This is a genomic window from Actinomycetospora lemnae (assembly GCF_028737315.1).
Classification (GTDB): domain Bacteria; phylum Actinomycetota; class Actinomycetes; order Mycobacteriales; family Pseudonocardiaceae; genus Actinomycetospora; species Actinomycetospora lemnae.
Genome location: NZ_JAQZAO010000002.1, coordinates 401,716 through 422,836, shown reverse-complemented (window position 1 = coordinate 422,836; position 21,121 = coordinate 401,716). Strand labels below are relative to the sequence as shown.

Below are 21,121 nucleotides of genomic sequence, written 5' to 3'. Positions count from 1 at the left end.
CGGTCGAGGTGACCGGTGCCGGTGCCCGGGGCCGTCGGTCGCCCGGTCCCGACCAGGATCGGGGCGGCGGGAGAGACCTCCGGTGTCCACGTCTGCCCTGACGTCGCCGGAGATCGGAGTCCCCGCCGTATGTACGTGCCGTTCTGGGTCTGGGCCCTGACCATCGTGGGCCTGCTCGCGGTGCTCGCGCTCGACCTCGCCATCGTCGGTCGCCGCCCCCACGAGGTGGGCGTCCGGGAGGCCGCGCGCTGGGTCGGCGTCTACGTCGGACTCGCGGCCCTCTTCGCCGTCGGCCTGTACCTCGTGGCCGGCCAGGACCCGGCGACGGCGTTCGTCGCGGGCTACGTCACCGAGTACTCGCTCTCGGTCGACAACCTCTTCGTCTTCCTGCTGATCATGAGCGCCTTCGCGGTGCCCAAGGTCCACCAGCACCGCGTGCTGCTCTTCGGCATCCTCATCGCGCTCGTGCTGCGCGGGGCGTTCATCCTCGCCGGCGCGGCGGTCATCGAGCGGTTCAGCTGGGTGTTCTACCTGTTCGGCGCGTTCCTCGTCCTGACCGCGATCAAGGTCGTGATGGGCAGCGACGAGGAGGAGTTCGAGGAGAACGCCCTGCTGCGCCTCGTGCGCCGCGTCCTGCCGGTGACCGACGACTACGTCGGCACCCGATCGGTCGTCCGCCGCCGCGACGCCCAGGGCCGGCTGCGGCTCACAGCCACGCCGATGCTCATGGTCATGATCGCGATCGGCATGACCGACCTGCTGTTCGCGCTCGACTCGATCCCCGCGATCTTCGGCCTGACCACCGACCCCTACATCGTCTTCACCGCGAACATGTTCGCGCTGATGGGGCTGCGCCAGCTCTACTTCCTGCTCGGCGGGCTGCTGGACAAGCTCGTGTACCTGTCCTACGGGCTCGGCGTGATCCTCGCGTTCATCGGCGTCAAGCTCGTGCTCGAGGCGCTGCACACCAACACGCTGCCGTTCCTCAACGGCGGCGAGCCCCTGGCCGTCCCGACCATCGGGATCGAGCTCTCCCTCGGCGTCATCGTCGGTGTGCTCCTGGTCACGACGATCGCGAGCCTCGTCAGGGTCCGGTTCTTCCCGGCCCCGCCGACGGTCGAGGACGGCGAGGACGACCCGGAGACGGCGTCCACGGGCGCGGACCGGACGCCGGGGGCCTGATCGCCTCACCACGCGGCCACCCGCCGTGCGTTTCGGTGGCACCCTCGACGGGAGATGCAGGAGAGCCCCGTCGGGACCGTCGGGTGAGGGGAGTCGGGACGCCGGTGGCGGCATGGTCGGGGCGGGTGCTGTGGCGCTGGGCGGTGGTCGCGGTCGTGGCGGCGCTGCTCGTGGGGGTCCCCGCGACGATCGCGGCCCGACCGGGCGACGCCCGCGCCGACCCCGAGCAGCTGCGTGACCTCGTCGCCGCGTCGGCCGACCGGCCGTGGACGGGGTACGCCGAGGCCCGCGCCGCGCTCGGGCTGCCGCGGATCGCGCAGCTCGCGGACGTCACCACGCTGCTCTCCGGCGTGACGCGCATGCGCGGCTGGTACGCCGCCCCGGACCGCTCGCGCGTCGACGTGCTGTCCGCGGTGGGCGAGCGCGACCGCTACACGACCCCACGCGGGCAGGCCGTCTGGGACTACGGAGCGGAGCTGCTGACGATCGTCGCCCGCGACCCGCAGGTGCGCCTGCCCCGCCCCGAGGACCTGCTCCCGCCGGAGCTCGCCCGCCGGCTGCTCGCGGGCACGACGGCCGCCGACCCGCCGACCGAGCTGCCGTCGCGCCGGGTCGCCGGGGTGGACGCGGCCGGGGTGCGGGTCACCGTCGCCGACCCGGGGACGACCGTCGGGGCGCTCGACGTCTGGGCCGACCCGGCGACCGGCCTGCCGGTCGCGGTCGAGGTGCGCGCCAGGGGGGTGGCCGACCCGCTGATCACCACCGCGTTCGGCGAGCTCACCCAGGGCCCGCCCGACCCGGCGGCCCTCGAGCCGCGCCGCGGCCCGGGGGCCGGCGTCACCCGCAGCCCGACCTCCGACCTCTTCGGCGTCCTCGGCCGCGGGGACGGCTCCTCGCTGCCCGCGAGCCTCGCGGGCCGCGAGCGGGTGCGCCCGGAGCGCGGCTTCCCGGCGCTCGGGCGCTACGGCACCACGCTGGGCCAGCTGATCGCCGTGCCGCTGCCGCCCGACCTCGCCGGCACCCTGCTCGCGGGCATCGACCGCGCCGGCGCCGGCCGCACCCTCACGGTCGAGGGCCAGGGCTCGGCGCTGGAGACCCCGCTGCTGACCCTCGCCGTGGTCCGCAGCGAGGACGGCGCGCAGGCCTGGGTGCTCGCGGGCCTCGTGCCGCCCGCGGCGATCGACAGCGGCGCCACCGACCTGCTCGCGGGGGGCCGGACGTGAGCGCGGGCAACGGGACGACCCAGCGGATCGGCGCCCGCCGCGACCCGGGTCGCCTCGTCATCGAGACCCGCCGCCTGACCAAGCGCTACGGCGCCCACACGGCCGTCGACGACGTCGACCTGCACGTCGCCGAGGGCGCGCGCTACGGCTTCCTCGGCCCCAACGGCTCGGGCAAGACGACGATGGTGCGGATGCTGCTCGGCCTCGTCTACGCCACCCGCGGCGAGATCACGGTGCTCGGGCGGCCGGTGCCGTCGCGGGTGGCCGAGGTGCTCCCCGAGATCGGGGCGATGGTCGAGGGGCCGGCGGCCTACCCGCACCTGTCCGGGCGCACCAACCTCGCGCTGCTCGACGCCGCGGGCCCGCGTCGCGACCGTGACGGCCGGCGACGCCGCGACCGCGTCGAGGAGGTGCTCGAGCGCGTCGGACTGGGCGCGATCGACCGCCGCCCGGTGCGCGCCTACTCGCTCGGCATGCGCCAGCGCCTCGGGCTGGCCGGGGCGCTGCTCAACCGCCCCCGCCTGCTCGTGCTCGACGAACCCACCAACGGTCTCGACCCCCACGGCATCCGCGAGGTCCGCGACCTGCTCCTCGAGCTCAACGCCGCGGGCACCACCGTCTTCCTGTCCAGCCACCTGCTCGCCGAGATCGAGGCGCTCTGCACCACCGTCGGCGTCGTCGACCGGGGCCGGCTGGTGCTCGAGGACGACCTCGACGCGGTGCGGGGCCCGACGGGCCGGCTCGTCGTCCGGACGCCGGACCCGGACGCGGCGGCGCGCGTGCTCGGGAGCGCGGTGGCCGAGCGGCAGGACCACACGCTGGTCGTCGAGGCGGCACCGGGCGGCCCGCCCGCGCTCGCCCGCCACCTCGTCGAGCACGGCGTGCCGCTCGACGGGCTCGTCGAGCAGCGCCGGAGCCTGGAGGACGTGGTGGTGGCGTTGACGGGACCCGGATCGGACACGTCGCGGGCGTCCCGCCGGAACGGGGCGCGCCCGTGATCGCCGTCGAGCTCGTCAAGCTCATCCGTCGCCCGCGGACCTGGGTGGCCGTGGGCCTGCTGTGCCTGCTGCCCGCGGTGGTCGCGGTCTTCCTCGCCACGACGCGCATCGCCCCGCCGCCGGGGCAGGGGGCGGCGTTCCTGTCCGCGGTGCTGCAGTCCGGCTCGCTCTACCCCGCGGCCGCGCTGGCCCTGGTCCTGCCGCTGTTCCTGCCGATCGCGGTGGCGGTGGTCGCGGGCGACGCGGTGGCGGGGGAGTCGTCGCAGGGGACGCTGCGCTACCTGCTCGTGCGCCCGGTGCGCCGCACGTCGCTGCTGGTGGCGAAGCTGGTCTCGGTCGTGGTGTTCGTCGTCGGGTCGGTCGTGGCGGTCGCGGGCACCTCCTACGTCGTCGGGGTCTCGCTGTTCGGGGCGGGTGACCCGGTGGCGGTGGTGCGCGCGCTGCCCGAGGTCACCGGTGGGGGTGACGACGCCGTCGCCGGCACCGGGCCCGCGGCGCCCGCCGGCGGCGGGGGGCAGGTCGGCAGCTCGGACGCGGCCTCGGGCGGGCAGGCCGGCGCCACCCGGCCCGGCGCCGACACCGGTGACGGCGCGGTCGTCGCCGACGACCAGGCCGCCCGGGAGCGCGCGCAGGCGTCGGTGTCGTCGCTGTCCGGCGAGGCGCTCTCGCCCGCCGACCTCGCCGCCCGCCTGCTCGGGGCGATGGGCTACGTGACGGTGTCGATGCTCGGCGTGGCGGCGATCGCGCTGTTCCTCTCGACGGTCACCGCGTCCTCCCTCGGCGCGACCCTCGGCGCGCTGGCCGCGCTCGTGACCAGCCAGGTCCTCGTCAGCCTCGACGCCGCCGCGGCCGTCACCCCGTACCTGCCCACCCGCTACTGGCTGGCATGGGTCGACTTCTTCCGCGACCCGATCTTCCTGCGCGACATCACCGCAGGCCTCTGGCTCCAGGCGGGGTATGTCGTCGTGCTCATGCTCGCCGCCTGGGCCAACTTCACGACCAAGGACGTGACGAGCTGAAACCGCCGTTCGGCCGGTAGTGGGAACGACAGGGCCGCGACTACGGTTCCTTGACACCGAACCACTCACGGACAGTGAGATCTCCTCGTGCCAGCAAGCGACGCGCTCGTGCTCCTCGTCGAGGACTCCCCGCAGGACGTCGAGGCCGTCGGCCGCACGCTCGCCCGGGCGCACCCCGGCGTGCGCCTCGAGGCCGTCGGCGACGGCACCACGGCCCTCGAGCGCCTGGCCGACCCGGGCGTCGAGCTCCCCGACCTCGTGCTGCTCGACCTCAACGTGCCGGGTCTCGACGGGCACGGGGTGCTCTCGACCGTCCGGCGGCGGGCGCCCCTCGACGGGCTGCCGGTGATCGTGCTGACGTCCTCCACGCACCCCCGCGACGTCGAGGCGTGCTACCGCGCCGGCGCCAACAGCTACGTGGTCAAGCCGGTCGACCTCACGGCGTTCCAGGAGGTGCTGCGCGGCGTCTTCGCCTACTGGCTCGGCACCCTCACCGAGCACGGCAGCGTGAACCAGAACGAGCTGCCCTGACCCTCGGCGGACTCCACGCCGATCCGCCCCCCGTGCCGCTCGACGATCCGGCGGCTGATCGCGAGGCCCATGCCGACGCCGTCGGCCCGCCCCGGGTGCAGGCGCTGGAACGGGGCGAAGACCTGGTCGCGACGCTCGGGCGGGATGCCGACGCCGTTGTCGCGCACGTACACCGCGCAGTCGTGCTCGCCCGATCCGGGCGGGAGGGGACCGAGGCCGACCTCGACCCAGCGCGGCTCGTCGGCCGCGTACTTGACGGCGTTGACGACGAGGTTGGTGAGCACCTCGCCGAGCTGCACGCGGTCGCCCCGCACCGCCGGCAGGCGCCCGTCCCGGCGCAGCTCCACGCCCGCGTCGCGGCAGCGCTCGGCGACGACGGCGGCGACCTCGTCGAGGACGCCCTCCAGGTCCACGACGACGGGGTCGAGGTCGCCGCGGCCCACCTGCGAGTAGCGCAGCAGGGAGTCGAGCAGCTCGTCCATGCGGACCGCGAGCAGGCAGATCGTGCGCAGCCGCCGCAGGGACTCGGCGTCGAGCGCCGGGGCGTCCTCGAGCACGAAGCCCGCGGTCTGGGCGATCGCGCGCAACGGCTCCTTGAGGTCGTGGGAGGCCGCGTAGGCGAAGGTGTCGAGCTCGGCGTTGCTGCGGGCGAGCTCCGCGTTCCAGGCGGCGAGGTCGTCGCCGCGGCGCGCCGCGAGCTCGGCCGCCACCTCCGCGCGGACCTGCTCGTCGACCTGAACGGCGAGCAGCAGCACGGTGAGGAGCAGCACCGCGAGCAGCATCTGCAGGTAGACGTGGCTGACCCCTGGGGCCACGCCGAGCGTCGCGGAGAACCCGAGACCCGCCGCCTCGCCCTGGGCGGCGGTCAGTGCCGTCCCCAGGCCGACCACCGCGACCGCGCCGACGCCGAGCCGCAGCGCGACCCAGATCAGCAGGAGCGTCGGCAGGAAGACCAGGACCAGCGTCTGCGACCAGAACAGGACGGCGGTGACGGCGACGGCCGCGACGGTCGCGGCGGCGGTGGCGAGCACGGTCCGGCGGGTCCAGGGCAAGGTGAGGACGCTGATCACCGCGGTGCCGACGACGAGGACGGCGAGCCCGTCGCCGAGCCACCAGCGGGCGACGAAGAGGTACCAGGGCCGGTCGCCGCCGGCGAGGGCCGCGACGAGCGCGCCGACGAGCCCGCCGACGAGCGGGGCGGCCAGGACGGCGCCGAGGAGGAAGCCGGTCAGGTCGCGCCGGCGGCTCAGGTCCGGCCGCCCGTGGGCGACGGCGCGGGTCAGCACCGCGCCGAGTGCCGGCTCCACGGTGTTCGCGACGGCGTAGCCGACGGCGGCCGTGAGGCCCAGCCCGGTCGCGAGGTCGATCGCGACCTCCGCGACCGCCGCGGCCAGGAGCACCGCGGGCCACCACCGTCGGCTGAGCACGCACAGCAGCGCCACCGTCCCTCCCGCCGCGGGGAAGAACGACGGGCCGAGCCCGTTGGGGTCGAACCACGACATGGCGGTGATCGCCCCGGCCGTGTAGCCGAGCCCGGTGACGAGGAACACCAGGCCGTGCCGAGCCGCCACCGGGAGGCGGGCGAGCGCCGGGCCCAGGGCGGCGAGCACGGACATGAGCCCATCGTGGGCGGCGGGCGGTGGCGCCCACAGCCGCCGTTCGTCAGATGACCGGGCGGTAGCTCAGGACTCCCGCGCACCCTCGGTGCGCAGGTCGTCGCACTGCGTGGAGTCGGCCGTGGGCAGGGGGCCGGTGCCCAGGGCGCGCAGGACGAGCCCGACCGAGAGCGGGTCGGTCGGGAGCCGGGAGTGGGTGACGACGGCGTCGGAGCACACGTCCTGCAGGCGCACGGCGTCGGTGCCCGGCAGCTCGGCCGAGTCGGGCGGGGTGACGGTCTCGTCGTCGGCGCTCCACAGCGAGAGCCAGGGCAGGCCCGGCGGCGCGGTGGCGAGGCCGGTGAGCAGCGCGCTGCCGGGGGCGAGCTGCTGGCAGGCGCGGGGGCACGCCCCCGGCACGAGCGCCCCGCCGGCCGCGGCGAGCTCCGCGCCCCGCAGCGGCGAGCCGAGCGTCACCACGCGCCGGACGGCGGGGGCGGTGCGGCCGCGGTCGAGGTAGACGCGCGTCGCGACCCCGCCCGCCGAGTAGCCGACGACGTCGACCGACGGGGCACCGTCGTCGAGGAGCCCGCGCACGGTGTCGTCGATCGCCGCGCCCTGGGCCACGAGGTCACCGGTGCCGCCCGACGGCAGCTCGACGATCACCGCGCGCCGGCCCTCGGCCCGCAGCCGCTCGGTGAGCGCGAGGAACGCGGCGCGGTTGCCGCCGTAGCCGGGCACGAGCACCACGGCGCCCGGCACGGCCGGGTCGGCGGGCGGCGGGACGCGGAACTCACGCGCCACCCCCACCCCGATCAGCACGACCACCACGGCGAGGAGCGCGAGCAGGGCGAGCACGAAGGCGCGCCGGCGCGGGGCCAGTCCGCCGAGCGGTGCCCGCTCGGGCCAGGACGCCGGGGGACGCCGCGGAGCGGAGCTCGACCCGGGCGGCATGACGACCAGTGTGCCCGGGACGCGGCACGGGTCGCCGTGAGACGGTGATCGCGTGGCCGCTCCCAGCACCGTCGCCAACGCCGACGCCGCCGCGCTCCTGGCGCGCCTCGAGCCCCTCCACTCGATGATCTACTTCGTGCCCGAGACGGGCGAGGAGATGGCCGAGCTGGGCATCACCCGCGGCGCGGACCAGTACTTCGCGCAGCGCTCGGCCCCGATGGGCCCGGTCGGGCCGGGTGTCGTCACGGCGACGTTCTTCAACTTCAACCCCGCGCGCGTGGCGCGGTCGGTGCCCGCGGTGTGGTCGCTCGCCGCGCCCGCCGACGTCGTCAACGCCCGGCTGCGCGGCGCCGACCGCGCCCTGCGCCGGCTGCTCGGCGGCGCCGCGTCCTCGGCGGCCGTGACCCGGGCGTCGGAGCTCCTGCGCAAGGCGTGCGAGGGCGCGGCCCCGGAGGACCGCCCGCTCTACGCCGCGCACGCCGACCTGCCCTGGCCCGAGGAGCCCCACCTCGCCCTGTGGCACGGGGTGACGCTGCTGCGCGAGCACCGCGGCGACGCCCACCTGCACGCCCTCGTCTCCGCCGGTCTCTCCGGCCTCGAGGCGCTGGTCACCCACGTCGCCACGGGCCGCGGGTTCACCGTCGAGTTCGCGCAGCGCAACCGCGGCTGGTCGCCCGAGCAGTGGGCCGAGGCGAGCGCCGGTCTCGCCGAGCGCGGTCTGCTCGACGCCGACGGTGGGCTCACCGAGGCGGGGACGGCGCTGCGCGCGGAGGTCGAGGACCACACCACGCGCATGTCGCTGGGCCCCTGGCGCCACCTGGGCGCCGAGGGGGCGGCGGAGCTCGCCGAGACCTCCCGGCCGCTGTCGAAGGCGGTCCTGCCGGCGTTCGCGGTCGAGGGCGTCTTCGCGCCCCGCTCGCCCCGCGCCCAGCAGGGCTGACCTCAGCGCAGCTGCTGCGGCGTGCCCGTCGTCCCGTCGACCTGCGTGCGGCTCCCGCGCCGCGCCAGCCAGATCCCGCCGCCGACGACCAGCGCCACCGGCACCAGCCACAGCAGCGCGCCGACCAGCCACTGCACGAGCGGCCAGACGACCCCGCCGACCACCACGAGCGCGCCGATCCCCACCAGTACCCAGACCACGATCCTCATGACGTCGATGCTGGACCTCGCTGCGGCCGCGCGGATCGGGGTGCACCCTGAACCCGGTCTCGGGGTCGGGAGGGGTGCACATGCGGGTGGTCGTGGTCGGCGCGGGCATCGTGGGGCTGGCGACGGCGTACACGCTGTCCCGAGCGGGTGCCACGGTGCGCTGCCTCGACGCCGGCGAGCCGATGGGCGCGCGCTCGGCCGGTGACACCCGCATCTTCCGCGTCGCGCACGGCGACCCCGGGCTGGTGGCCGAGGCCCGGCGCGCCTCGGAGCTGTGGGACGACTGGTCGATGACGGCGGGCCGCACGCTGGTCGGCGGCGAGCGCGCGATCGTCAGCGGCCCGCGGGTGCCGGTGTGGTCGGCGGCGATGACGGCGGCCGGCGCGATCCACCGCGTCGTCGGGGGGAGACGGAGCGTCCCGGGGAGCACGCCGATAGCAGAGCTCGACCTCGGGGACGGCGTCCTGCACGACCCCGCGGGCGGCGTGCTCGACCTCGCCGCCGCCGGGGCGTTCCTCCGGGAGGCGGTCGGGCCCGAGCGGGCGGAGGTCACGGCCGTGGACCGCGACGGCACCGTCCACCTCGCCGACGGCCGCGAGGAGCGCGCCGACCGCCCCGACGCCGTCGTCGTCGCCGCGGGTGCCGGCACGCCCGCGATGGCCGCGCCGCTGGGCATCGACGTCCCCGCGGAGCTGGAGCACCACGCCCGGTTCACGTTCGCCGGTCCCGCCGACCGGCCCTGCCACCTCGACGGACGGCCCGACGGCCCGCTCGCGAGCACCTACCAGCACCGCACCCGCGCCGGGCACTGGGCGGTCGGCGGGCACCTGCCCGACGAGGACACCGCGTGGGAGCTCGGCGCCGAGGAGGTCGCGCGCCGGTCACGTGCCGCGGTCGTCGACCACGTCCGGCGTCACCTGCCCGACCTCGACCCGACGCCGGTCGGCGAGCTGCGCTGCACCCCGATGCGCGGCGCCGGGGACGGCGTGCACCGGGCGCGGGAGGGCGCCGTGCACGTGGTGTGGGGCGACAACCTGGCCAAGCTCGCGCCCCGCATCGGGGAGCTCGTCGCGGCCGACGTGGTGGGGGACACGCCGGTCGGCGGCGGTGCCCGAGATCACGCCCCGTAACCTGGAGGGGACGTCCACTCCCTTTTCCGGCTGGAGTTCCTGCGTGTCCGTCACCGCCCCCGAGCGTCCCGAGCCCACCACCGGGCGCCCCGACCTGCGCAACGTGGCCATCGTCGCGCACGTCGACCACGGCAAGACGACGCTGGTGGACGCCATGCTGCGCCAGTCCGGCGCCTTCTCCGCGCGTGCCGAGCTGGTCGACCGGGTCATGGACTCCGGCGACCTGGAGCGCGAGAAGGGCATCACGATCCTCGCCAAGAACACGGCGATCCACCGCGACGGCGTGACGATCAACGTGATCGACACCCCGGGCCACGCCGACTTCGGCGGCGAGGTCGAGCGCGGGCTGTCGATGGTCGACGGCGTCGTGCTGCTCGTCGACGCCAGCGAGGGCCCGCTGCCGCAGACGCGCTTCGTGCTGCGCAAGGCGCTCGCGGCGCACCTGCCGGTGATCCTGGTCGTCAACAAGACCGACCGGGGCGACGCCCGCTGCGCCGAGGTCGTCGACGAGTCCCTCGAGCTGCTCCTCGAGCTGGCCACCGACCTCGGCCTGGACGACGACGTCGTCGCGAACCTGCTCGACCTGCCCGTCGTCTACGCCAGCGCCCGCGCCGGCAAGGCCTCGACCGAGCGCCCGGCCGACGGCACCGTGCCGGACTCGCCGGACCTCCAGCCGCTCTTCGACATCCTCATGTCGCAGGTCCCGGCCCCGACCGACGACCCGGACGGCCCGCTGCAGGCGCACGTCACCAACCTCGACGCCTCGTCGTACCTCGGGCGCATCGCGCTCTGCCGCGTGCGCTCGGGCCGCATCCGCCGCGGTCAGCAGGTCGGCTGGTGTCGCGCGGACGGGTCGGTGACCCGCGTGAAGGTCACCGAGCTGCTGCGCACCGAGGCCCTCGAGCGGGTGTCCACCGAGTACGCGGACGCCGGCGACATCGTCGCCGTCGCCGGCATCGCCGAGGTCACCATCGGCGACACCCTCGCCGACCCCGAGGACCCGCGTCCGCTGCCGCGCATCACCGTCGACGAGCCGGCGATCGCCATGACCATCGGCATCAACACCTCGCCGCTGGCCGGGCGCGACCCCAAGCCGGGCACCAGGCTCACCGCGCGCCTGGTGAAGAACCGCCTCGACTCCGAGCTCGTCGGCAACGTCTCGATGCGCGTCCTGCCCACCGAGCGCCCCGACGCCTGGGAGGTCCAGGGCCGCGGCGAGCTCGCGCTGGCGATCCTCGTCGAGCAGATGCGCCGCGAGGGCTTCGAGCTCACCGTCGGCAAGCCCGAGGTCGTCACGAAGAAGGTCGACGGCAAGGTCCACGAGCCGTTCGAGCGCCTCTCGGTCGACGTCCCCGAGGAGCACCTCGGCGCGGTCACCCAGCTCCTCGCGGCCCGCAAGGGCGAGATGCTGGAGATGGCGCACTCGGCGTCCGGCCAGGTCCGCATGGAGTTCCGGGTGCCCGCGCGCGGCCTCATCGGCTTCCGCACCGAGTTCCTCACCGAGACCCGCGGCACCGGCATCGCCAACCAGCTCTTCGACGGCTACGGCCCGTGGGTCGGTGAGCTGCGCGCCCGCATCTCCGGCTCGCTCATCGCCGACCGCCCGGGCCCGGTGACCCCCTACGCCATCCAGCAGCTCTCCGACCGCGGCGACCTGTTCGTCGGCCCGACCACCCCGGTCTACGCCGGCATGGTCGTCGGGGAGAACGCGCGGGCGGACGACATGGAGGTCAACATCGTCCGCGAGAAGAAGCTGACCAACATGCGCTCGTCCACCGGCGACGAGCTGGTCCGCCTCACCCCGCCGCGGCAGCTGTCGCTGGAGCAGTCGCTGGAGTTCTGCGCCGAGGACGAGTGCGTCGAGGTGACGCCCTCCGCCGTCCGCATCCGCAAGGTGATCCTCGACGCCCAGGAGCGGCACAAGGCGCGCAACCGCGCCAAGCAGCCGCGCTGATCGGGAACCCCGACGGCGTGACCGCACGTTGGACGATCATGCAGGCAACGGCCGCCGCCCCCGGCGGAGGCGGGATCGCCGGCTGGGCGAGCGACCTCATGGCGACGCTCGGGGCGCCCGGCGCCGGGATCATCGTCGCGCTCGAGAACGTGTTCCCGCCGATCCCCAGCGAGGTGATCCTGCCGCTCGCCGGGTTCGCCGCGGGGCGCGGCGAGTTCTCGGTGCTCTCGGCGATCGCGTGGACCACCGGCGGCTCCGTCGTCGGGGCGGTCGCGCTCTACCTCGTCGGCATGCTCGCGCCCGAGCACCGGGTGCGCCAGGCGCTGTCGAAGATCCCGATGGTGCACGTCGAGGACGTCCAGCGGGCCGAGGCGTGGTTCGACCGGCACGGCCGGTGGGCGGTGTTCCTCGGGCGGATGGTGCCCGGCATCCGCAGTCTCGTGTCGCTGCCCGCGGGGGCGCGGCGGATGCGCTGGTGGGAGTTCGGGCTGCTCACGGGGCTGGGCAGCCTGATCTGGAACTCGGTCTTCGTCTACGGCGGCTACGCCCTGGGCACGCGCTGGTACCTCGTCGAGCGGTACTCCGGGGTGTTCCAGGTGGTCGTGCTGGTGCTGCTCGCCGCGCTCGTGCTCGTCATGCTCGTCAAGCGCTACCGGCGCCACCGCAAGAAGGTCGCGGCGATGAACGCCCCGACCGAGGTCATCGACGCGGTGCCCGAGCGGCCCGAGCGCTGAGGCGCGCCCCGGGGTTCCGCCGACGCGCGTCCGGGTAGCCGCAGCGGTCCCCGGTCGAGCACGCGCCGGTTCTCTCGGCGTCCCCGGCGGGCGCCACCCCCCGAGGAGGCGCACATGGCGCGACTGGCGGAGATCGGACGCGAGGAGGCCGCGGAGTACCGCGGCGACAGCACCCAGCCGGTGGCGTCGCACGCGGCGTTGCTCGGCGTCTACCTCGTCGTCCTGGCGATCGCGACCCTGTCCGCCCGGGCCGCGGGGCGGGAGCTGCCCGAGCACGTGTCGGTCAAGGACCTGGTGACCATGGCGCTGGGCACCCACAAGATCTCGCGAGCGATCACCAAGGAGTCGGTCGCGAGCCCCGTCCGCGCGCCCTTCACCCATCACGGTGGTCCTGGCGGCCCCGCCGAGGTGATGGACGAGCCCCGCGGCGAGGGCGGCATGCGCCACGCCGTGGGCGAGCTGCTGACCTGCCCGTTCTGCCTCGACGTCTGGATCGTCAGCGCCTTCGGCCTCGGCCTCGTCGTCGCGCCGCGGCTGACCCGCCTCGTCGCGGGCAGCTTCTCGGCGCTGGCCGGCGCGGACTTCCTGCAGCTCGCCTACGCCCGCGCCCAGCAGGCGGCGTAGGGCCGGGGCCGGGGAAGGGCCGTCACCGCTCCTCCTGCGGGCGACCCTCCTCGGCCCAGCGGGTGTGGAAGGTGCCCTCGCGGTCGGTACGCCGGTAGGTGTGCGCCCCGAAGAAGTCGCGCTGCCCCTGGATGAGGGCCGCGGGCAGCCGCGAGGCGCGCAGGGCGTCGTAGTAGGCCAGCGCCGTCGAGAACCCGGGCGCCGGGATCGCGAGCTGCGCGGCGACGGCCACGACCCGCCGCCAGGAGTCCTGCGCGCCGGCCAGCGCCTCGGAGAACGAGGTGTCGGTCAGCAGCGTGGGCAGGGCGGGGTCGCGCCGGTAGGCCGCGGTGATCTCGTCGAGGAACCGGGCGCGGATGATGCAGCCGCCGCGCCAGATGGAGGCCACCGCACCGAGGTCGATCGACCAGTCGTACTCGTCGGCGCCCGCCTGGATCTGGTTGAAGCCCTGGGCGTAGGCGACGATCTTCGAGGCGTAGAGGGCCTGCTCGATGTCCTCGGCGAAGCCCTCGGCGCCCGCGCCCTCGAGCACTCCGGCGGGCCCCGGGAGGCCGCGCGCGGCGTCGCGCAGGTCGCGGTGCCCGGACAGCGAGCGCGCGAACACGGCCTCGCCGATGCCCGTCACGGGCACGCCGAGCTCCAGGGCGCCCTGGACCGTCCAGCGGCCGGTGCCCTTCTGCTCGGCCTCGTCGGCGACGACGTCGACGAAGGGCTTGCCGGTGTCGGCGTCCACGTGGTCGAGCACCTCGGAGGAGATCTCCATGAGGTAGGAGTCGAGGCGCCCGGAGTTCCACTGCCGGAAGGTCTCCGCGATCGCCGACGGCTCCATCCCGAGGCCCTTGCGCAGCAGGTCGTAGGCCTCGGCGATGAGCTGCATGTCGGCGTACTCGATGCCGTTGTGCACCATCTTGACGAAGTGGCCCGCGCCGTCGGCCCCGATGTGGGTGCAGCAGGGCTCGCCGTCGACCTTCGCCGAGATGTCCTCGAGCAGCGGGCCGAGCGCGTCGTAGGCCTCCTTCGGCCCGCCCGGCATGATCGAGGGCCCGTTGAGGGCGCCCTCCTCGCCGCCGGACACGCCCATGCCGACGAAGTTGAGCCCCTTCTCCGACAGGGCCTTCTCGCGACGGCGGGTGTCGAGGAAGTGCGCGTTGCCGGCGTCGATGACGACGTCGCCCTGCTCGAGCAGCGGGACGAACTCGTCGATCACCGCGTCGGTCGCGGCGCCCGCCGGGACCATCAGCACGATCCGGCGCGGGCGCTCCAGGGAGTCGACGAACTCCTGCGCCGACTCCGCACCGATGAACGCGCCCTCGTCGGAGAAGTGCTCGACCAGGTCCCGCATCCGCTGGGCACTGCGGTTGTGCACCGCCACCACGTGCCCGTGCCGGGCGAGGTTGCGGGCGAGGTTCCGCCCCATCGTGGCCAGGCCGCTGACGCCGATCTCGGCTTTCGCACTCACGCGGTGCAGAGTGCCCACCCGACCGTCCGTCACACCAGGGCCTGTCGTGATCGACCGTCGGCGGTGTCGCGGGAGTTCACCGGACCGTCATCCGGCCGTCGGCCGAATCCCGGCGGGCCCTGTCGCCGGCCCGCTGTGATGGCGGGCGTGACGGGGACCCCGGGCGCGCAGGATCGCTTCCGCCGGCTCTGCGCCGGCGTCGTCGGTGTCCTGCCGGGACCGCTGGGCCGCCTCGTCGCGCCGAGCATGGTCGGGTTCTGCCTGGTCAACGGCTTCACGTTCGCCGTCGACCTGCTGCTGCTCACGCTGCTGATCGACGTCGCGCGCCTCCCGCTGTGGCTCGGCATCACCATCGCCTACGGGACCGCGTTCACGCTGAGCTTCCTGCTCAACCGCTGGCTGAACTTCGACCCGGAGCGCCCGGTGGGCGTCCAGGTGGTGCTCTTCGTCGCCGTCGTCCTCGTCAACTACGCGGCGATCGTGCTCGGCGTGACCCAGGGGCTGGCCGCGGTCGGGGCGCCCTACCAGCTCGCCCGCCTCGCGGCCGGGGCCTGCGAGGCGGTGTTCATGTACGGCGCGATGCGGTGGGTGGTGTTCGGCCGCCCGTCGCTGCGGCGCTCGGGCTACGAGCCACCGACGTCCAGCGTCTCTTCGTGATCCGTCGTAACGGTTCGTCCCGGTTCGCCGCTCTGCTCCCGTGACGGCGACCCGTGAGGGGTCGCGAGGAGACGGGGGCGGGATGGACCGGGGGACGACGACGGGGCGCGGACGGGTGGTGGCCGCGGCCGCCACGGTCGGTGCGGTGCTGGTGCTGCTGGCCTCGACGTTGCTGGTCGCGGGCTCGGCCGCGGCCGCGCCGGCCCCGACGCCGCTGCGCACCTGCGAGAGGTTCGGCTCGTTCCCGCTCGGCGGGGGCGTGTACGTGGCCGCCAACAACGTCTGGGGCGCCGACACCCCTCAGTGCATCAGCAACTCCGGGGCCCGCGGCGACTCGGGCTTCGTCGTCGACACGGCCGGCCACGTCAACACCACCGGCCCGGCGGGCTACCCGTCGATCTATCGGGGCTGTGTCTACGGCTACTGCACCGGCGGGAGCCCGTTCCCGCGGCGCGTCGACCAGCTCGGCACCGTGACCTCGTCCTGGAGCACCAGCGGGCCGACCGACCCGGCGAGCACCTACAACACCGCCTACGACCTCTGGTTCGACCCGGACGCGAACCAGCCCGGCCGCAACACCGGGGCCGAGCTGATGGTGTGGCTGAACACCACCGGCGTGCAGCCGATCGGCACGAAGGGGCCCGCCGTGACCATCGCCGGCGCCTCCTGGGACGTCTGGCAGGGCACGCTCGACGGCCTGCCGGTGATCTCCTACGTCCGCACCGTCGGGACGACCTCGGTGAGCAACCTGCCGCTGCACTCCTTCGTGGCCGACGCCACCGCGCGGGGTGTCGTGCAGCCGTCCTGGTACCTGACCAGCGTCCAGGCCGGCTTCGAGCCGTGGACCGGCGGCGCGGGGCTGCGGACGATCTCCTACTCGGTCACCCAGAAAGGCCGCTGATCAGCTCGGACGCCTACCCTGGGCACGTGCTGTCCCGGATCGACCTGCGCGCCGCCGTCCCCGCCCCCGCCGAGCTGCGGTCGATGCTGCCGCGGGCCGCGGTCGACGTCGACGCCGTGGTCGAGCGGGTGCGTCCGGTGATCGACGCGGTGCGCGAGCGGGGGGCCGAGGCGGCGCTCGACTACGCCGAGCAGTTCGACCGGGTGCGCCCGGCGTCGGTCCGGGTGCCGGCGGCGGCGCTGCGCGAGGCCCTCGACGGCGTCGACCCGGACGTCCGCGCGGCGCTGGAGACGTCGATCGAGCGGGCGCGGAAGGTGCACGCCGACCAGCGGCGCACCGACAGCACGACGCAGGTGGTGCCCGGAGGGACGGTCACCGAGCGCTGGGTGCCGGTGGCCCGCGTGGGGCTGTACGCGCCCGGCGGGCTCGCCGTCTACCCCTCGAGCGTCGTCATGAACGTCGTGCCGGCGCAGGAGGCGGGCGTCGAGGGCCTGGTCGTGTGCTCGCCACCCCAGGCCGAGTTCGGCGGGCGCCCGCACCCGCTGGTCCTCGCGGCCGCGGCGCTGCTGGGCGTCGACGAGGTGTGGGCCGTCGGCGGTGCCCAGGCGGTCGCGCTGCTCGCGTACGGCGGGGTCGACACCGACGGCAGCGCGCTCGAGCCCGTCGACATGGTCACCGGCCCGGGCAACGTCTACGTCACCGCGGCCAAGCGGGTGCTGCGCGGGCGGATCGGCATCGACTCCGAGGCGGGCACCACCGAGATCGCGGTGCTCGCCGACCACACCGCCGACCCGGTGCACGTCGCCGCCGACCTCGTCAGCCAGGCCGAGCACGACCCGGCGGCCGCGTCGGTGCTGGTCACGACGTCGCCGGAGCTCGCCGACGCCGTCGACGCCGAGCTCGAGGCGCAGGTGTCCACCACCAAGCACACCGAGCGGATCACCACGGCGCTGTCGGGTCCGCAGTCCGGGACGATCCTCGTGGCGTCGGTCGACGACGGGCTGCGGGTGGTCGACGCCTACGCCGCCGAGCACCTCGAGATCCAGACCGACGACGCCCGCGGGGTGGCCGCCCGCGTGCGCAACGCCGGCGCGGTGTTCGTCGGCCCGCACAGCCCGGTCTCGCTCGGCGACTACTGCGCGGGCTCCAACCACGTGCTGCCCACCGGCGGCTGCGCGCGCCACTCCAGCGGCCTGTCGGTGCAGACGTTCCTGCGCGGCATCCACGTCGTCGACTACTCGGCGGACGCGCTCGCCGAGGTCGCCGACCGCGTCGTCGCCCTCGCCGACGCCGAGGACCTGCCGGCGCACGGGCAGGCCGTGACGGCACGCTTCGGCACGCGGAAGCCGATCTGATGTCCGACGTCATCGGCGCTCGTGTCGTCTCCCGGGGTGTCGCGCTCTCCGACCTCCCGCTGCGCGACGACCTGCGCGGGCGCAGCCCCTACGGCGCCCCGCAGCTGCAGGTCCCGGTCGCGCTCAACACCAACGAGAACCCCTTCCCGCCGCCGCCCGCGCTGGTCGACAGCGTGGCCGCGGCGACCCGCGAGGCGGCCGCGACGCTGCACCGCTACCCCGACCGCGACCACGTCGCCCTGCGCTCGGCGCTCGCCGCCTACCTGTCGCGCGCGACGGGCGTGCGCCTGGCGACCGAGAACCTGTGGGCCGCCAACGGGTCGAACGAGGTGCTCCAGCAGCTGCTGCAGGCCTTCGGCGGACCCGGGCGGCTCGCGCTCGGCTTCGAGCCGTCGTACTCGATGCACCCGATCCTCGCCGCGGGCACGCGCACCGCGTGGGTCCCGGCGCCGCGCCGCGACGACTTCTCCCTCGACGCCGCCCAGGCCGTCGACGTGGTGCGGGAGAAGCGCCCCGACGTGCTGTTCGTGACGACGCCGAACAACCCCACCGGACAGTCGATCGAGCTCGACGAGCTGCGCACGATCGCCGAGGCGGCGCCGGGGCTCGTGGTGGTCGACGAGGCGTACGTGGAGTTCTCGTCGGGGCCGAGCGCCGTGGAGCTGCTCGAGCCGCTGGGGCACAAGCTCGTCGTCAGCCGCACGATGTCCAAGGCGTTCGCGTTCGCCGGCGGGCGGCTGGGCTACCTCGCGGCGGCGCCGGCGGTGATCGAGGCGCTCATGCTCGTGCGCCTGCCCTACCACCTCTCGGCGCTCACCCAGGCCGCCGCGCTGGCCGCGCTCGAGCACGCCGACGAGACCCTGGCGCTCGTCGCCACCCTGTCCCGCGAGCGCGACCGCATCGCCGCCGCGCTCGCGGACCTCGGCGCCCACGTCGTCCCGAGCACCGCCAACTTCCTGCTCTACGGCGGCTTCCCGGCGCGGCACGCGGACGCCCACGCGGCGTGGCAGGCCTACCTCGACGCCGGCGTGCTCGTCCGCGACGTCGGCATCCCCGGGATGCTGCGCGTGACGGTCGGGACGCCGGCGGAGAACGACCGGTTCCTCGAGGTCAGCGCGGACGTCCTGCGTCCCTGACCGGCCTCGGCGACCGGCTTCAGCTCGCCGCCGCGTCCCGGGCCGCCTCGCGGGCGGCGCGCAGGCGCTCGACCACCGGCTCGCGGGGGTGGGCCGGGGCGGGCGCGCCGAGGTGCGTGACGCGCAGCTCGGCCATGAAGTCCTCCCACATCGCGGGCCCGCCGGCCTCGAGCAGCTCGGCGCGCACGGCGAGCTCCTCGGTGGTCTCGCGGTGGCGCAGGCCCCAGGAGCCGAGGGCGACGAACACCGGGATCAGCTGGATCGAGGCCTCGGTGAGGCTGTAGGTCGCGCGGCGGCCGCGGCCCGGGTCGTCGCGGGTGAGCATCCCGTCGTCGACGAGGCGGTGGAGCCGGTCGGCGAGGATGTTCGAGGCGATGCCCTCCTCGGAGCCCGCGAGGATCTCGCGGAAGTGCCGCTTGCCGCCGAAGGTGATGTCGCGCAGCACGAGGAGCGTCCAGTGGTCGCCGAGCGCCTCGACCGCCCGGTTGATCGGGCAGCCCGACCGTCCGTCCTGCCGCATCGCGCACCTCCGGAGCGAGAACTGGTTGCACTTTACCACTGCACCGCGCTAGCTTCCCCAACACCGGTTGCGAAGTGCAATCACTACGGCGAGGAGGACGCCATGGCCCGTCTGCGCGTGCACGCGTTCACCATCACCCTCGACGGCTTCGGCGCGGGGGTGGACCAGCGGCTCGACGCCCCGTTCGGCGACGGGGTCGAGGGGCTGCACGACTGGATGGAGCCGAGCTTCTCCCGGAGACGACGCGGAGCGGAGCTCGACCACGGAGACAGCCGGGGGACCGGCGTCGACGACGCCGCGTTCCGCGCGGGGGAGGAGAACGTCGGCGCGACGATCATGGGACGCAACATGTTCGGGCCGGTGCGCGGCGCGTGGCCCGACGAGAGCTGGCGCGGCTGGTGGGGCGAGGACCCGCCCTACCACCACGACGTCTTCGTCCTGACCCACCACGCGCGGCCGTCGCTGCCGATGGACGGCGGCACCACGTTCCACTTCCTCGAGGCCACGCCGGAGGAGGTCCTGGCCCGCGCGACCGAGGCCGCCGGCGGCAAGGACGTCCGCCTCGGCGGCGGCGTCGCCACCGTGCGGGCGTTCCTCGCCGAGGGCCTGGTCGACGAGCTGGACCTCGTGGTGGCGCCGATCCTCGCCGGCGCGGGGGAGCGGCTCTTCGAGGGCCTGCGCGACCTGCCCGCGGGCTACCGGGTCGACGCGCTGACCCCGGGCGAGTCCGGCGTGGTGCACGCTCGCGTGGTGCGTCGCTGAGCGACGGGCTACGGCCCCTGCCAGACGCCGCTGCCGTCGAACTTGTCGCGGCCGCCGAGGAAGCGCCGCATCGGGCGGATGTGCCAGCCCGTGCCCTTGCACCGGGTGCACTTGCGGTAGGTCACGCTGCCGAACGGGGCGTGGATGCGTCCGGAGAAGTTCGTGCACCTCTTGCAGCGTTGCCGGGGCCAGCGGAAGACCGAGAAGACGTACGCCACGACCACCACCGCGACGACGACCCAGATCAGCGTCACGCCGTCCACGGCGTCCCCCTCGCCCTCCGGAGCGATCGCCGACCCGCCGCCCCTCGTCCGTGTCGCCGGGACCTCCGGACGTGTCGGTGAGGTCGACGTTAGGTGACGGGCCGGCCGAGCACGATCGGCCGTTCGGTGCTGCCGACAGCGCCCGACGGCGGTGCGTAACCTGGGCACCGTGAGTCGCACGGGACGCGTGGAGCGCGTGACCAAGGAGTCGAGCGTGCTCGTCGAGGTCGACCTCGACGGCACCGGCCGCACCGAGGTCGCCACCGGGGTGCCGTTCTTCGACCACATGCTCGACGCGCTCGGCAAGCACGGCGCGCTCGACCTCGTGGTCCGGGCCACCGGCGACGTCGAGGTCGACGCCCACCACACCGTCGAGGACGTCGCGATCGTGCTCGGCCAGGCGCTCAAGCAGGCGCTCGGCGACAAGTCGGGCATCCGGCGCTTCGGCGACGCCTGGATCCCGATGGACGAGGCGCTCGCGCACGCCGTCGTCGACGTCTCGGGACGGCCCTACTGCGTGCACACCGGTGAGCCCGAGTCGATGGCCGGGTTCGTCGTCGGCGGCCACTACCCGACGGTGCTCAACCGGCACGTGTTCGAGTCCATCGCCTTCCACGCCGGCATCGCCCTGCACGTGCGCGTCACCGGCGGCCGCGACCCGCACCACATCACCGAGGCCGAGTACAAGGCGATCGCCCGCGCGCTGCGCGCGGCCACCGAGCCCGACGCCCGCCTCGAGGGGCCGGCGTCGACCAAGGGCGTCCTCGAGTCGTGACGGCGGGACACCCCGCGCGGGGGAGCCGGACGCCGTGAGCGGGAGCAGCGTGCTCGTCGTCGGCCTTCTCGCCCTGAGCGGTTTCCTCATCGGTGGCGTCGTCAGCTTCTGGTCGCGCAACAGGGTCGCGGCGGTGATCCTCGGGGTGCTCGCGGCCCTCGCCCTGGGCGGGGCGGTCCTGCGCCTGCTCCCGGCCTGAG

The 21,121-nt window shown here is 75.0% G+C and carries 23 protein-coding genes; 17 read left to right on the top strand and 6 right to left on the bottom strand.

Annotated features, from left to right (window positions below; genetic code table 11):
• Window positions 1-129: 129 nt before the first annotated feature.
• The 5 genes from PGB27_RS05695 (at window position 130) to PGB27_RS05675 (ending at window position 4,953) form a co-directional block, all read left to right on the top strand.
• Window positions 130-1,182 (top strand): TerC family protein, encoded by a 1,053-nt coding sequence (locus tag PGB27_RS05695; protein ID WP_274199370.1) that lies wholly within the window; start codon window positions 130-132, stop codon window positions 1,180-1,182.
• A 104-nt stretch (window positions 1,183-1,286) separates the two neighbouring features.
• Complete coding sequence (locus tag PGB27_RS05690; protein WP_274199369.1) at window positions 1,287-2,405, top strand: hypothetical protein; 1,119 nt, start codon at window positions 1,287-1,289, stop codon at window positions 2,403-2,405.
• Window positions 2,402-3,403, top strand: coding sequence for an ABC transporter ATP-binding protein (locus tag PGB27_RS05685; RefSeq protein WP_274199368.1), 1,002 nt, complete (start codon window positions 2,402-2,404; stop codon window positions 3,401-3,403). The genes PGB27_RS05690 and PGB27_RS05685 overlap by 4 nt, the downstream gene beginning before the upstream one ends.
• Window positions 3,400-4,422 carry an ABC transporter permease gene (locus PGB27_RS05680; protein WP_274199367.1) on the top strand — a complete coding sequence of 341 codons (1,023 nt, stop codon included), beginning with the start codon at window positions 3,400-3,402 and terminating at the stop codon, window positions 4,420-4,422. Before PGB27_RS05685 ends, PGB27_RS05680 begins: the two co-directional genes overlap by 4 nt.
• A gap of 87 nt (window positions 4,423-4,509) precedes the next feature.
• The gene (locus PGB27_RS05675) at window positions 4,510-4,953 is read left to right on the top strand and encodes a response regulator (RefSeq protein WP_274199366.1); all 444 of its coding nucleotides are present in this window, start codon (window positions 4,510-4,512) and stop codon (window positions 4,951-4,953) included.
• Here PGB27_RS05675 and PGB27_RS05670 read toward each other — a convergent pair.
• Window positions 4,896-6,569 (bottom strand): sensor histidine kinase, encoded by a 1,674-nt coding sequence (locus PGB27_RS05670; RefSeq protein ID WP_274199365.1) that lies wholly within the window; start codon window positions 6,567-6,569, stop codon window positions 4,896-4,898. The two genes, PGB27_RS05675 and PGB27_RS05670, sit on opposite strands and share 58 nt — an antisense overlap.
• A 66-nt stretch (window positions 6,570-6,635) precedes the next feature.
• Complete coding sequence (locus PGB27_RS05665; RefSeq protein ID WP_274199364.1) at window positions 6,636-7,502, bottom strand: esterase/lipase family protein; 867 nt, start codon at window positions 7,500-7,502, stop codon at window positions 6,636-6,638.
• A gap of 52 nt (window positions 7,503-7,554) precedes the next feature.
• Here PGB27_RS05665 and PGB27_RS05660 point away from each other — a divergent pair, with 52 nt between their 5' ends.
• Window positions 7,555-8,442, top strand: coding sequence for an SCO6745 family protein (locus PGB27_RS05660; protein WP_332843762.1), 888 nt, complete (start codon window positions 7,555-7,557; stop codon window positions 8,440-8,442).
• A gap of 2 nt (window positions 8,443-8,444) precedes the next feature.
• Here PGB27_RS05660 and PGB27_RS05655 read toward each other — a convergent pair whose 3' ends face one another.
• On the bottom strand, window positions 8,445-8,651 hold the full coding sequence (locus tag PGB27_RS05655; protein ID WP_274199363.1) for a hypothetical protein: 207 nt from the start codon (window positions 8,649-8,651) through the stop codon (window positions 8,445-8,447).
• Between the two features lie 80 nt (window positions 8,652-8,731).
• Here PGB27_RS05655 and PGB27_RS05650 point away from each other — a divergent pair, with 80 nt between their 5' ends.
• From PGB27_RS05650 to PGB27_RS05635, 4 genes are all read left to right on the top strand, one after another.
• Complete coding sequence (locus PGB27_RS05650) at window positions 8,732-9,781, top strand: FAD-dependent oxidoreductase (RefSeq protein ID WP_274199362.1); 1,050 nt, start codon at window positions 8,732-8,734, stop codon at window positions 9,779-9,781.
• Between the two features lie 43 nt (window positions 9,782-9,824).
• Entirely contained in the window at window positions 9,825-11,735 is a 1,911-nt protein-coding gene (gene typA / locus PGB27_RS05645) for a translational GTPase TypA (RefSeq protein WP_274199361.1), read from the top strand.
• Window positions 11,736-11,773: 38 nt separating this feature from the next.
• Window positions 11,774-12,469 (top strand): DedA family protein, encoded by a 696-nt coding sequence (locus tag PGB27_RS05640; protein WP_274199360.1) that lies wholly within the window; start codon window positions 11,774-11,776, stop codon window positions 12,467-12,469.
• A 114-nt stretch (window positions 12,470-12,583) separates the two neighbouring features.
• A complete protein-coding gene (locus PGB27_RS05635) occupies window positions 12,584-13,093 on the top strand; it encodes a DUF1360 domain-containing protein (RefSeq protein WP_274199359.1) in 510 nt (169 codons plus the stop codon).
• A gap of 22 nt (window positions 13,094-13,115) precedes the next feature.
• Here the strand turns inward: PGB27_RS05635 and gndA are convergent, their stop codons facing one another.
• Window positions 13,116-14,552, bottom strand: a complete 1,437-nt coding sequence (gene gndA / locus PGB27_RS05630; RefSeq protein ID WP_274199358.1) for an NADP-dependent phosphogluconate dehydrogenase — start codon at window positions 14,550-14,552, stop codon at window positions 13,116-13,118.
• A 147-nt stretch (window positions 14,553-14,699) separates the two neighbouring features.
• Between gndA and PGB27_RS05625 the strand changes: the two genes are divergently transcribed.
• From PGB27_RS05625 to PGB27_RS05610, 4 genes are all read left to right on the top strand, one after another.
• Window positions 14,700-15,209, top strand: a complete 510-nt coding sequence (locus PGB27_RS05625; protein WP_274199357.1) for a GtrA family protein — start codon at window positions 14,700-14,702, stop codon at window positions 15,207-15,209.
• Window positions 15,210-15,291: 82 nt separating this feature from the next.
• Window positions 15,292-16,110, top strand: a complete 819-nt coding sequence (locus PGB27_RS05620; protein ID WP_274199356.1) for a GH12 family glycosyl hydrolase domain-containing protein — start codon at window positions 15,292-15,294, stop codon at window positions 16,108-16,110.
• Between the two features lie 26 nt (window positions 16,111-16,136).
• Complete coding sequence (gene hisD, locus PGB27_RS05615; RefSeq protein ID WP_274199355.1) at window positions 16,137-17,465, top strand: histidinol dehydrogenase; 1,329 nt, start codon at window positions 16,137-16,139, stop codon at window positions 17,463-17,465.
• Window positions 17,465-18,601, top strand: coding sequence for a histidinol-phosphate transaminase (locus PGB27_RS05610; RefSeq protein ID WP_274199354.1), 1,137 nt, complete (start codon window positions 17,465-17,467; stop codon window positions 18,599-18,601). The genes hisD and PGB27_RS05610 overlap by 1 nt, the downstream gene beginning before the upstream one ends.
• Before the next feature lie 19 nt (window positions 18,602-18,620).
• Here PGB27_RS05610 and PGB27_RS05605 read toward each other — a convergent pair whose 3' ends face one another.
• On the bottom strand, window positions 18,621-19,121 hold the full coding sequence (locus PGB27_RS05605; RefSeq protein WP_274199353.1) for a winged helix-turn-helix transcriptional regulator: 501 nt from the start codon (window positions 19,119-19,121) through the stop codon (window positions 18,621-18,623).
• Between the two features lie 102 nt (window positions 19,122-19,223).
• Between PGB27_RS05605 and PGB27_RS05600 the strand changes: the two genes are divergently transcribed.
• Entirely contained in the window at window positions 19,224-19,883 is a 660-nt protein-coding gene (locus PGB27_RS05600) for a dihydrofolate reductase family protein (RefSeq protein WP_274199352.1), read from the top strand.
• A gap of 8 nt (window positions 19,884-19,891) precedes the next feature.
• Here the strand turns inward: PGB27_RS05600 and PGB27_RS05595 are convergent, their stop codons facing one another.
• Window positions 19,892-20,146, bottom strand: a complete 255-nt coding sequence (locus PGB27_RS05595; RefSeq protein ID WP_274199351.1) for a hypothetical protein — start codon at window positions 20,144-20,146, stop codon at window positions 19,892-19,894.
• Window positions 20,147-20,315: 169 nt separating this feature from the next.
• Here PGB27_RS05595 and hisB point away from each other — a divergent pair, with 169 nt between their 5' ends.
• Window positions 20,316-20,921, top strand: coding sequence for an imidazoleglycerol-phosphate dehydratase HisB (gene hisB, locus PGB27_RS05590; RefSeq protein ID WP_274199350.1), 606 nt, complete (start codon window positions 20,316-20,318; stop codon window positions 20,919-20,921).
• 34 nt (window positions 20,922-20,955) lie between these two features.
• A complete protein-coding gene (locus tag PGB27_RS05585; protein ID WP_274199349.1) occupies window positions 20,956-21,120 on the top strand; it encodes a hypothetical protein in 165 nt (54 codons plus the stop codon).
• The last annotated feature ends 1 nt before the right edge of the window (window position 21,121 follow it).